At 72.7% G+C, this 11,786-nt stretch carries 11 protein-coding genes; 8 read left to right on the forward strand and 3 right to left on the reverse strand.

The window, feature by feature from the left end:
- The first annotated feature begins 5 nt into the window (after positions 1 to 5).
- The 8 genes from K8U61_RS18905 (at position 6) to K8U61_RS18940 (ending at position 9,302) form a co-directional block, all read left to right on the forward strand.
- Entirely contained in the window at positions 6 to 392 is a 387-nt protein-coding gene (locus tag K8U61_RS18905; RefSeq protein WP_224124612.1) for a phage holin family protein, read from the forward strand.
- Positions 392 to 2,650 carry an HAD-IB family hydrolase gene (locus tag K8U61_RS18910; RefSeq protein ID WP_224124613.1) on the forward strand — a complete coding sequence of 753 codons (2,259 nt, stop codon included), beginning with the start codon at positions 392 to 394 and terminating at the stop codon, positions 2,648 to 2,650. The genes K8U61_RS18905 and K8U61_RS18910 overlap by 1 nt, the downstream gene beginning before the upstream one ends.
- Positions 2,650 to 3,837 carry a zinc-dependent alcohol dehydrogenase gene (locus K8U61_RS18915; protein ID WP_372454317.1) on the forward strand — a complete coding sequence of 396 codons (1,188 nt, stop codon included), beginning with the start codon at positions 2,650 to 2,652 and terminating at the stop codon, positions 3,835 to 3,837. Before K8U61_RS18910 ends, K8U61_RS18915 begins: the two co-directional genes overlap by 1 nt.
- A gap of 10 nt (positions 3,838 to 3,847) precedes the next feature.
- Positions 3,848 to 5,431, forward strand: a complete 1,584-nt coding sequence (gene larAH / locus K8U61_RS18920) for an NPN-dependent hydroxyacid isomerase, LarAH14/15/16 family (RefSeq protein WP_224124615.1) — start codon at positions 3,848 to 3,850, stop codon at positions 5,429 to 5,431.
- A gap of 67 nt (positions 5,432 to 5,498) precedes the next feature.
- Complete coding sequence (locus K8U61_RS18925; RefSeq protein ID WP_224124616.1) at positions 5,499 to 6,434, forward strand: lysophospholipid acyltransferase family protein; 936 nt, start codon at positions 5,499 to 5,501, stop codon at positions 6,432 to 6,434.
- A gap of 84 nt (positions 6,435 to 6,518) precedes the next feature.
- Positions 6,519 to 6,863 (forward strand): hypothetical protein, encoded by a 345-nt coding sequence (locus K8U61_RS18930; protein ID WP_224124617.1) that lies wholly within the window; start codon positions 6,519 to 6,521, stop codon positions 6,861 to 6,863.
- A gap of 2 nt (positions 6,864 to 6,865) precedes the next feature.
- Positions 6,866 to 7,696, forward strand: a complete 831-nt coding sequence (locus tag K8U61_RS18935) for a serine/threonine-protein kinase (RefSeq protein ID WP_224124618.1) — start codon at positions 6,866 to 6,868, stop codon at positions 7,694 to 7,696.
- Between the two features lie 178 nt (positions 7,697 to 7,874).
- On the forward strand, positions 7,875 to 9,302 hold the full coding sequence (locus K8U61_RS18940) for a lytic transglycosylase domain-containing protein (RefSeq protein ID WP_224124619.1): 1,428 nt from the start codon (positions 7,875 to 7,877) through the stop codon (positions 9,300 to 9,302).
- On the opposite strand, the gene K8U61_RS18945 is transcribed toward K8U61_RS18940, so the two are convergent.
- The 3 genes from K8U61_RS18945 to K8U61_RS18955 are packed head-to-tail and all read right to left on the reverse strand — an operon-like array spanning position 9,284 to position 11,704.
- The gene (locus K8U61_RS18945; protein ID WP_224124620.1) at positions 9,284 to 9,952 is read right to left on the reverse strand and encodes a response regulator transcription factor; all 669 of its coding nucleotides are present in this window, start codon (positions 9,950 to 9,952) and stop codon (positions 9,284 to 9,286) included. The genes K8U61_RS18940 and K8U61_RS18945 overlap by 19 nt on opposite strands.
- Complete coding sequence (locus K8U61_RS18950; RefSeq protein ID WP_224124621.1) at positions 9,937 to 11,334, reverse strand: sensor histidine kinase; 1,398 nt, start codon at positions 11,332 to 11,334, stop codon at positions 9,937 to 9,939. Before K8U61_RS18950 ends, K8U61_RS18945 begins: the two co-directional genes overlap by 16 nt.
- Positions 11,321 to 11,704 carry a hypothetical protein gene (locus K8U61_RS18955; RefSeq protein ID WP_224124622.1) on the reverse strand — a complete coding sequence of 128 codons (384 nt, stop codon included), beginning with the start codon at positions 11,702 to 11,704 and terminating at the stop codon, positions 11,321 to 11,323. Before K8U61_RS18955 ends, K8U61_RS18950 begins: the two co-directional genes overlap by 14 nt.
- Positions 11,705 to 11,786 lie beyond the last annotated feature (82 nt).

An 11,786-nucleotide genomic window follows, 5' to 3' on the forward strand; every position in this document is an offset into this window, starting at 1 on the left:
ACGACATGATCCGGATGTTGATCAACGTGGGTCTGACCCTGCTGGCCAACGCTCTCGGCCTGATCGTCGCGGCGTGGGCCCTAGACGACATGACGCTGACCTTCGGCGCCCTCATCATCGCCGTGGTGATCTTCACCGTGGTCTACGCCCTCGCCCAGCCCTTCCTGACGCAGATGGCGATCAGCAGGGCGCCCCGGCTGCGTGGCGGGGTGGCCCTGGTGGCGACGCTGGTGGCGCTGATCATCACCAGCCTGCTGACCGACAACCTCTCGATCTCGGGCGGCCTCACCTGGGTGGAGGCGTCCGTCATCGTCTGGCTGGTCTCGCTGATCGGTGCGTGGTTGCTCCCGATCCTGATCGTCAAGGAGAAGGTCCAGGAGAAGCGCGGCTGATGCCCGGCACCCAGGGCACGATCTCCGAACGGCTCGACGGCCAGCACGTCCTCCTCACCGGCGTGACCGGGTTCGTGGGGGAGGCGCTGCTGCAGCTGCTGCTGCGCGAGGCCCCCGGCGCCCGGGTCACGGTGCTCGTGCGCCCGAAGGGCTCGACGACCGCGGAGGCGCGGACGGCGGCGCTGCTGCGCAAGCCGGTCTTCGACGACGTCCAGGAGGCGGCGGCCCGGGTCGAGGTCCTGGCCGGCGACCTCACCGACGTCCCCGCCCTGCCGACCGACCTCGACGCGGTCGTGCACTGCGCCGGCGACGTGTCCTTCGACCCGCCGGTCGACGAGGGCTTCCGCACCAACGTGCTCGGCACCCGTGAGCTCCTCGACCGGGTCCGCGAGGCCGGGCCGGGCCTCCACTACGTGCACATCTCCACGGCGTACGTCGCGGGCCGGCGACGCGGCTCCATCCCGGAGGGCCCGGTCGACCACGCGGTCGACCTCGAGGCCGAGCTCGCCTGGGGCCTGTCCCAGCGCCGGTCGGTGGAGCACCAGAGCCGCAGCGCCGGCGTCCTCGAGCGCGAGCGCAAGAAGGCGGAGCGCACCCACAGCCGGGCCGGCCTGCTGACCGCGGCCGCGGCCACCGAGGAGGCGCGCAAGGAGTGGGTGAAGAAGGAGCTGGTGCGGATCGGCTCCGAGCGCGCCCGCAGCCTCGGGTGGACCGACTGCTACACCTTCACCAAGGCGCTCGGCGAGCGCGTGGTCGAGCAGCACGCCCGCGATCACCGGGTCTCGATCGTCCGGCCGAGCATCATCGAGTCCGCGCTCGAGCGGCCCTACCCGGGCTGGATCGAGGGCTTCAAGATGGCCGAGCCGCTGATCCTGGCCTACGGCCGGGGTGAGCTGCCGGAGTTCCCGGCGGCCGCCGACACGATCGTCGACATCGTCCCGGTCGACCACGTCGTCGCCGCGATCGTCGCCGTCCTGGCGCACCCGCCCGAGGTCGGGGCGCCGGCGTACTTCCACGTCTCCTCGGGCGACCGCAACCCGCTCACCTTCGGCACGCTCTACGACAACGTGCGCGCCTACTTCGACGAGCACCCCTTCGCCGCCGGCGACCGCGGTGCCGCCCGGCTGCCCGAGTGGCGGCTGCCCGGCGCCCATGCCGTCGAGCGGCTGCTCGTCACCAGCGAGCGCGCCTTCAAGGCCGCCGACTACGTCCTCGGGCACGCGCCGCGCAGCGACCGGGCCCGCGACCTGACCCGCAAGCTCGACCAGCAGGGCCGGCGGCTGGAGTTCCTGCGCCGCTACCTCGACATCTACCGCGAGTACGCCCAGGCCGAGCTGCGCTTCTCCGACAGCCGCACGCTCGCGCTCTACCGCTCGCTGACACCGGAGGACCAGGAGGCGTTCGCCTTCGACACGGCGGTCGTCGACTGGCCCCACTACCTGCGCGACGTGCACTGCCCGGCGGTGACCGCGCCCGTACGCCGGATGGACGAGGCCCGGCGCAAGCGCCGTGCCGCAGCGGACCCGACGCTCAAGCCCGTCGCCGAGGCCGAGGGCATCGGCGCCTTCTTCGACATGGACGGCACCCTGCTGTCCTCCAACGTCATCGAGACCTACCTGTGGCTCCGGCTGCGCGAGCAGAGCGGCACCGAGCGGCTCGGCGAGCTGGGCCGGATGGTCGGCCGGCTGCCCAGCCTGGTGCGCGCCGAGCGCCGCGAGCGCAGCGCCTTCCTGCGCTCCGTCTACCGCGAGTACGACGGGGCCCGGCTCGCCGACCTCGAGGCGATCGCCGACGAGCACCTCACCAGCCACGTGCTGGCCCGGCTCTCGCCCGACGCCGTACGCCGGATCCGCGAGCACCGCGCCGCCGGCCACCGCACCGTGCTCATCACCGGCGCGATCCGGCCGCTGACCCGGCCGCTGGAGCCGCTCTTCGACCACATCGAGGCGGCCGAGCTGGCCACCGACGACCGGGGCGTCTGCACCGGCTACCTCGCCACCTCACCGCTGGTGGGGGAGTCGCGCGCCGCGTGGATCCGGCAGTACGCCGCCGAGCACGGCCTCGACCTCGCCAAGTCCTACGGCTACGCCGACTCCCACTCCGACCTGCCGCTGCTGGAGGCGGTCGGCCGGCCGGTGGCCGTGAAGCCCGACGTCCCGCTCTTCCGGCACGCCCGTCGCCACCGCTGGACCATCGTCGACTGGGCCAGCTCCGACTCCAACACGCGCAGTCTCAACCCCGCGGGAGGCCTCGGATGATGCTCGCGCTCGAGATGTTCCGGTCGGTGTCGAGGACCGTGGCCGGCAAGGCGATCGGCGGCCGGATGCCCGGGGTGCTCTCCGGCTTCGCCGCGCCGCTGCGCCTGGTCACCATCGACGAGCCTCGTGTCGACCGGCCCGGCTGGGCGCGGCTGCGCACGCGGCTCTCCGGCATCTGCGGCTCCGACCTCGGCGCGCTGTCGGGGAAGACCAGCCTCTACTTCTCCGCGGTCGTGTCGCTGCCCTTCGTGCCCGGCCACGAGGTCGTGGCCGAGCTGCTCGAGGACTGCGAGGACCTGCCCAAGGGCACCCGCGTCGTCATCGACCCGGTGCTCACCTGCGCGGCCCGCGGGGTCGAGCCGTGCTCGGCCTGCGCCTCCGGCCGCACCAACCTCTGCGAGCGGATCACCGTCGGCCACCTCTCGCCGGGCCTGCAGACCGGCTTCTGCAAGGACACCGGCGGCGGCTGGGGCCAGCAGCTCGCGGCCCACCGCAGCCAGATGCACGTGGTGCCCGAGGGCTTCTCCGACGAGCAGGCGATCCTCATCGAGCCGGTCGCCTGTGCCGTCCACACCGCCCTGCGCGCCGGGATCGCCAACGGCGACCGGGTGCTCGTCAGCGGCGCCGGGTCGGTCGGCCTCTTCGCGACGCTCGCGCTGCGCGAGCTCACCGGCGCCGGCGAGATCATCGTCGTCGCCAAGCACGGCCACCAGCGCGAGCTGGCGCGCGACTTCGGCGCCACCGAGGTGGTCGCGCCGGGCGAGGTGCTGCGGCGGGTACGCCGCGCGACCGGCGCCTTCCAGCTCGAGCCGCAGTTCTCCTCGCCGTACCTCCTCGGCGGCGTCGACGTCGCCGTCGACGCGGTCGGGAGCAAGCAGTCGCTGGAGACCGCGCTCCAGGCGACCCGCGCCGGCGGCCGGGTCGTGCTCTCCGGCATGCCGGCCTCCGCCGACCTCTCCGCCGCCTGGTTCCGCGAGCTCGAGGTGGTCGGCACCTACGCGTCGGCACGCTCCGACGAGGCCTTCGCGAAGGCCACCGAGCTGGTCGCGTCCGACGCCGTCCAGCAGCTCGCCAAGTCCGTCGCCAGCTACCCGTTGCACCGCTGGCGGGAAGCGCTCGACCACGCCCACTCCGCCGGCCGTCTCGGGACGGTCAAGGTGGCCTTCGACCCGAGGAGCTCCCAATGAGGTGCCCAGCATGAGTCGCCCCGGTTTCGTCCTCGAGGTGGACGACCGCACCCCGCCGCTCGTCGTCCACGAGGGCCTCGGCTTCCGGCTGGAGGACGGCTTCCCTCTCGGCACGCGCGTCGTCTACCCGCCTGAGTCGATCCCCGCCGTACCGGACGTCGACGAGGCGATCCGCGAGGCGCTGCTGCACCCGCACGACATGGACCCGCTGCCGGAGCTGCTCTTCTCCGGGATGAAGCTGACCATCGCGTTCGACGACCTCTCGCTCCCGCTGCCGACGATGAAGGCGCCGGACATCCGCGGCCGGATCATCGAGCACGTCCTCACCATGGCCGCCGAGGCGGGCGTCGACGACGTGAAGCTGATCGCCGCCAACGCGCTGCACCGGCGGATGACCGCGGCCGAGCTCAGGCACATCGTGGGGGAGCGGGTCTTCCGCTCGTTCTACCCCCAGGGCGACCTCTACAACTTCGACGCCGAGGACCGCGACGACCTCACCCACCTCGGCACCACCGACAAGGGCGAGGACATCGAGATCAGCAAGCGGGCCGCCGAGTCCGACCTGCTCGTCTACGTCAACGTCAACCTCGTCGCCATGGACGGCGGGCACAAGTCGGTCGGCATCGGGCTCGCGTCGTACAAGTCGCTGCGCCACCACCACAACGCCAAGACGATGGTCCACTCGCGCTCCTTCATGGACCACAAGCACTCCGCGATGCACCACTCCGCCTGGCGGATGGGTCGGATCATCAAGGATTCGGTCAAGGTCTTCCAGATCGAGACGACGCTCAACAACGACGTCTTCCCCAAGCCCTTCGACTTCCTCCAGAAGCGCGAGTGGGAGTGGTCGGTGCGCGACCAGGCCACGATGCTCGGCGTACGCCGGGGCCTGGCGGTCGCGCCGCAGAAGATGCGGCACAAGATGTTCCACGACATGCGGTCGGTCTACGGCCTGACCGGCGTCAACGCCGGCGAGGTCGAGGCGGTCCACGAGCGGACGCTGCAGAAGGTGCACCAGCAGCACCTCGTCGAGGTCCAGGGGCAGTCGGACGTCCTCGTGATGGGGGTGCCCTACCTCGGCCCCTACAACGTCAACAGCTCGATGAACCCGATCCTGGCGACCTGCATGGGCCTGGGCTACTACTTCAACTCCTACCGGGGTCAGCCGGTCGTCCGGAAGGGCGGCGCGGTGATCCTCTACCACCCGCTCAACGAGGGCTTCAACCAGCTGCACCACCCGTCGTACGTCGACTTCTACGAGGAGGTGCTGGCCGAGTCGACCGACCCGGCGGTCGTGGGGGAGAAGTACGAGCAGCAGTTCGCGACCGACCCCTGGTACATCCACCTCTACCGCACCTCGCACGCCTACCACGGCGTCCACCCGTTCTACATGTGGTACTGGGCGGCGCACGCGATGGACCACGTCGACTCGGTGATCTGGGTCGGCGCGGACCGGCGGGCCGCGGCCCGGCTGGGCTTCCGTGCTGCCACCACGCTGGCCGACGCGCTCGAGATCGCCTCCGACACCCTCGGCACCTCGCCGTCGATCACCTACCTCCACAACCCGCCCCACCTCCTCGCGGACGTCCGATGAATCACCCCACTCGGCTCTCGAGCTCCCCCGCTTCGCTCCTCCGCCCGACAATCGATCGGGGACCCCGATGAGCTTCCTCAAGGAGTCCGTCGACGACGTGCGCCAGGTGGCGCGCGGCTGGCGGTGGGGCCGGCGCGCGCAGGTGCCGAAGTCGGCCGAGCCGTGGGTGCTGCCGTCGCGGTCGACGGTCTTCCGGACCGAGTGGTCGCGTCGCAAGCCGGCGATGGCCGCCCGCGAGGTCGCCCAGAAGGCCGGCCTCGAGCCGCTCTTCCGCTCCCAGGTCCGCACCCGCGTCGAGGGGCTCGACGTCCTGGCGCGGATCGACGGGCCGGTGATCTTCGTGGCCAACCACGCCTCCCACCTCGACACCCCGCTGATCCTGCTGTCGCTGCCCGACGAGTGGCGCCGGCGTACGGCGGTGGCGGCCGCGGCCGACTACTTCTTCGACACCTGGTGGCGCGCGGTCGGCTCCTCGCTGCTCTTCAACACCTTCCCGATCGACCGGCGCGGCGGCACCATGGCCGCGACCCCGGGCGAGGTGCTGGCCGACGGCTGGAGCCTGGTGATCTACCCCGAGGGCACCCGGTCGACCGACGGCTGGATGGGCAAGTTCCGGATGGGTGCGGCCTACCTCGCCAAGGAGTACGGCGTCCCCGTCGTCCCGGTCGCCCACCGCGGCACCTTCGCCGCGATGCCGCGCGGCCAGGGCTGGCCGTCGCCGGGTCGCCGGCAGCTGACGATCCGCTTCGGCGAGCCGCTGGTCGCGGGGCCGGAGGAGTCGGTGCGCGACTTCGCGCCGCGGATCAAGAGCGCCGTGGCCGCGCTGCTCGACGAGGACCGCTCGACCTGGTGGGAGGCGCGGCGCCGGGTCGCCGCCGGCTCGACACCGGACCCGACCGGCCCCGAGGTCGCGCCGTGGCGGCGCGTCTGGGAGCAGAGCGAGTCGCCGGTCGCCGACGCACCGGCCCGCAAGCTCCTGGCCTGGCGGCGCTCGGCGTCGTAAGAGCGGTCTCATCCCGGCCTCACGGTCACCTCACCGCGGCCCGGTGGAGTCGTCCTCAGTCACACCGACACTGAGGAGACGACCATGAGCAACAAGCTGATCACCACCGGAACGCTCGGCCTGGCCGCGCTCGTGACCACGGGGCTGGTCGCGTGGCAGGCGCCGACCGCGTTCGCCGACCACGGGTCCGACGACCGCGGCCGCGACGACCGCGGTCACCACCACGGCAAGGCCTTCAAGCGCGACGACGACAGCCAGGTCGTCGTCACCACCGTCGACGACGACGATGACGACGACACCGGGCTCAACCACCAGAGCCGGACCCGCACCCGCGCCGGACACCACTCCCGCCACCACACCAGCACCAACGGCGGGACCGACACCAACACCCAGACCCGGACCCGGACCGGTCACTCCGGCCGAGGCTGACCATGCCGACGTCCTGGGACTTCCCCGAGGGCGCGCCGATCACCGCCGAGCTGACGGCCGTCCGTCGGCTCGGCGGCGGGTCGGCGTACGAGGCGTGGCTGGCCTTCGACGAGGTCACCTACGCCCCGGTCGTCGTCAAGGCGGTCCGGCCCGGCCGCATCCACGACGAGCGCACCCTGCTCGACCTCGCCCGCGAGGCCGAGGCGCTCGCCGCCGTCAACCACCCGGTCGTCGCCCGCGGCCTGCGGCACGTGCCCGGCGGCGACCTCCCGCACCTGGTGCTCGAGCAGGTCGACGGCCCCCGGCTCTCGAGCCTGGTCCGCCGCTACGGGCCGCTGGAGGAGCACCAGTACGTCCCGCTGGCCATCGAGGTCGCCAGCGCGCTGCACTACCTGCGGCGGATCGGCTGGGTCCACCTCGACGTCAAGCCGAGCAACGTGATCATGGGCGCGCCGGCCCGGCTGATCGACCTCTCCGTGGCCCGCCGGGCCGACGACGCCGCCCGGACCCGCGGGATCGGCACGGACGCCTACATGTCGCCCGAGCAGTGGGACCCGGACCGCTACGGCGCGCCGTCGGCCGCGAGCGACGTGTGGGGCCTCGGCGCGACCCTCTTCGAGGCCGTCGCCGGCTATCGCGCCGTCGACCTGCCGACCGACGAGCCGGCGGCGCTCCCGGACGGCGTGCCGCCGGAGGTGGCCGCGACGCTCGAGGCGTGCCTCGCCGTACGCCCGGAGGACCGGCCCGCGCCCCGCGAGGTGGCCGAGGCACTCGAACCGGTGCTCGACCGGCAGCCGCCGGTACGGCTGGGCGGGGGCCTCAGGACCCGCTGAGCCGGGCCGATCCCACCACTGGGAGATCACCGGCCGGTGTGTCCTCGGGAAACGACCCCCATTTGTCTAGTCACGAGGTACGGTTTCAAAAGTTGGGGGTGGAGATGTATCTCGGGGTCGTCGTCCGTTCTCCCTGTGGTTACCTTTGATCCACAACGACACCTGAGAGTCTCCGTCCGTGCCCAAGTCCTCCAGTCCGCTCCGTGTGGGCGCCACCACCGTGGCCGTCCTGATCCCGTTGGCCGTCGCCACGGGCTCCGGAGCGCCCCGCGACGCGGTGACCCCGCAGGCAGCCCCCGAGCCCGTCGCCGCCGTCACCGGCGTCCTCCCGGCTCCGGCCACGGTCCCCGTCACCGGCCCGGACGTGACCTCGGTGCGGCCGAGCGCCCCCCGCCCGGTGCTGGCCGAGAAGTCCGCCGGCAAGGGTGCGATCGACGACAGCGACATCCCGGCGGTCGCGCTCGCGGCGTACCAACGCGCCGTCACGGTGATCAGCCAGGTCCACGAGGGCTGCGGGCTGCGGTGGGAGCTGCTGGCCGCGATCGGGCGGATCGAGTCCGACCACGGGCGCTTCGGCGGCGCGACGCTCGCCGCCGACGGCACCTCGAGCCCCGCCATCCGCGGGCCGGTCCTTGACGGCGCCGGGCCGTTCGCGGCGATCGCCGACACCGACGCCGGCCAGACCGACGGCAACGCGCGGTGGGACCGGGCCGTCGGCCCGATGCAGTTCCTCCCGGGCACCTGGGCCGTCGTCGGCGTCGACGCCGACGGTGACGGCGTCCGCTCCGCCGACGACATCGACGACGCCGCGCTCGGCGCCGCGGTCTTCCTCTGCGCCGCCTCCGACGACCTCGGCACCACCGCGGGGGTCCGGACGGCGCTGATGCGCTACAACCCCTCCGAGCGGTACGTCGACGACGTGCTCGCGGTCGAGAAGGCCTACGAGAAGGGTGACTTCGGGGCGGTCCCGACGGGCTCGATCACCACCGTCGCCATCCGGGTGCAGGAGAACGCGGACACGACGCCGGACACGACGCCGGTGCACCACGCGCACCACTCCGGGCAGGGCCAGCACGGTGAGCAGGGTCAGCACGGCCAGCAGGGCCTCGGCGAGGCGCACGGCCACGACGGCCACGGTGGCGACCACCTGACCCCGAGCGACCCGGGCACCGACCCCACGGATCCCACGGACCCGACCGACCCGACGGACCCCACGGACCCCACGGATCCGACAGGCCCCACGGACCCGACCGACCCCACGGACCCGACCGACCCGACCGACCCCACGGACCCGGCGACCACCACGCTCACCGGCGTGCTCGCGCCGTGCGCCGGCGACGCGACGACCTGGTGCCTCGACGACACGCTGCTCGACGTCGGCGACGACACCTACCTCGACACCACCGCGCTCGCGGACTTCGACGGCGACGGCACGACGGGCACCAACCGCGAGGAGCTCACCGCGCTCGAGGGCACGACCGTCACCCTGGAGGTCCAGGAGGGCACCGACGGCGCGCCGACCGTGGTCACGATCAACGGCCTCGACTACGTCGCTCCGGACGACCCCGGCACCACCGAGGGCACGGCTCAGCGCGCGAAGCGGTAGCCCATCCCGCGGACCGTCTCGATCGACTCCGCCCCGAGCTTGCGGCGCAGGTAGCCGACGTACACGTCGACGACGTTGGAGCCCGGGTCGAAGTCGAGACCCCAGACGTGGTCGAGCAGCTGCTCGCGCGAGAGCACCTGGCCGGCGTTGCGCATGAACATCTCCGCGAGCGCGAACTCGCGGGCCGACAGGTCGACGGCGCGGTTGCCGACGTCGGCGCGCCGGGTGCGGACGTCCAGGCGGACGCCGCCGCGGTCCAGCGACTCCTGCGGGCGGGCCGTGGCGTCCTGCGCGTGGCGCAGCCGGAGCCGGACCCGCGCCATCAGCTCGGCGAAGCGGAACGGCTTGGGCATGTAGTCGTCCGCGCCGCCCTCGAGCGCGGAGACGGTGTCGCCGACCGAGTCGCGGGCGGTCAGCACGATCACCGGCACCGTCGAGCCCTGGGCGCGCAGCTGCTCGAGCACCGCGAAGCCGTCCATCGTCGGCAGCCCGATGTCGAGGACCACGAGGTCGTAGTCGCCGCTCAGCGCGTGGTCGAGGCCGTCGCGGCCGTCGGCGACCGCGGTCGTCCGGTGGCCCTCGGCCTCCAGCCCCTTCGCCACGAACGACGCGATCCGGCGCTCGTCCTCCACGATCAGGATGCGGGCCATGAGTCCTCCTCCAGGTGCTCCGCGGGCACGGTGACCACGAACCGGGCCCCGGGTTGCTCGGGGTCCTCGACCGTCACGTCACCACCGTGCGCTCGCGCGATGGCCCCGACGATCGAGAGCCCCAGGCCGAAGCCCTCGTCACCAGGGGGTACGTCGGAGCGGCCGAATCGTTCAAAGATCCGCTCCCGGTCCTCGACGGGCACTCCCGGGCCGGTGTCGCGGACCCACAGCCGCAGGAGGTGACCGTCGTACGACGACCCGATCGCGACCGTGTCGTCGGGAGAGGTGTGCTTGACGGCGTTGTCGGCGAGCTGGAGCACCGCCTGGGTGAGGCGCTGCTCGTCCGCGACGACCTTGACGTCGGCCACCGCGTCGACGGCCCAGGCGCGCTCGCCGAGCCCGCGGGCCTTGGCCGCCAGGTCGGAGGTCAGCGCGGCGACGTCGAACGGGCCGGGCCGCAGGAAGTCGGGCCGGTCGCTCTTGGCGAGCAGGATCAGGTCGTTGACGAGGCGGGCCATCCGGTCGGTCTCGTCGAGGAGCAGCGCGCGGGTGTCGGCGACGTCGCGCTCGCTGGTGGTGTCGAGCAGCTCGAGGTGGCCGCTGAGGACCGTGAGCGGGGTGCGCAGCTCGTGGCCGGCGTCGTCGAGGAACTGCCGCTGGCCGACGAACGCCGCCTCGAGCCGGTCGAGCATCCGGTTGAAGGTCCGGGTCAGGGCGGTCAGGTCGTCGTTGCCGGTCACCGGCAGCCGCCGGGACAGGTCGGTCGCGGAGATGTCATCGGCGGTCTCGCGCAGCGTGCGCAGCGGTGACAGCAGCCGCCCGGAGACCCAGGCCGCGGCTGCGGTGACCAGCAGCAGGGTGAGCGCGGCGACGATGACGTAGGTGCGCATCGTCTCCAGGAGACCGGCGCGGGCCCGCTCGAGAAAGGTGACCACGACCAACGCGCCGGTCCGGTCGCCGTCGCGCACGGTCTGGACGTCGACCTGGAGCTCGCCGAACTCGGAGTCGACGCGGGTGGTGCCGTTGTCGTCGAGCAGCGGGCGGATCGTGTCGGCGATCCAGGTGCTCCCGCTGACCGCGTTCCACGCGGGCGACTGGGCGCCGACGTGGTCGTCGTACCAGGCGATGAGGAGCTCGTCGTCGTCCGGGAGGTTGGTCTTCAGGAAGCCTCGGACCAGCGCCTTCGGTGACGCAGCGCCGCCGGCGTCCTGGAGGGTCTCGAGCTCGGCGAACTCCTGGGCGGCCCGGGCGTCGACCTGCTGGTCGAGGCGCCGCGACTCGATCGTGTAGACCACGGCGCCCGCGACGATGAGGCCCGCGAGCACGAGCAGCGCGACGGTGGCCGTGATCCGGACCCGGACGGAGGGGCTAGTCCTCGCCACCGCCCCGCCCGCTGTGGTCGTCGCTGCCGTGGCCGCTGTCGTCGCTGGAGCCGCCGTGGTCGTCGCCGTGGTCGTCGCCGTGGTCGTCGCCGTGGTCATCGTCGAGGTCGTCGTACTCCGGGGTGATCACCTCGACGTCGTCATCGTCGGCGTCGTCATCGTCGCCTTCGCCGTCGTCGGTCGGGGTGCCCGTGGGGCCGGCCGACCGGGTCGGCTGCGTCGGGGCCGTGGTCGGCTGGCTCTCCCGGATCACGATGTCGTGGCGCTGCGGCGGGTCGTCGGCCGACGCCGCGGCGAGCGAGCCCGCGACGTACGCCCCGAGCGGGACGACGAGCGCGAGGCAGAGCAGGACCTTCCACAGCGTCTTCATGACCCCACCATCATCACCGACCGTGGGGCCAGCATGAGAGGTCGATGAGAGCACTCTCATCGACCTGGGCGGGGATCGGAGC

This window comes from Nocardioides mangrovi (genome assembly GCF_020073815.1).
Classification (GTDB): Bacteria; Actinomycetota; Actinomycetes; order Propionibacteriales; family Nocardioidaceae; genus Nocardioides; species Nocardioides mangrovi.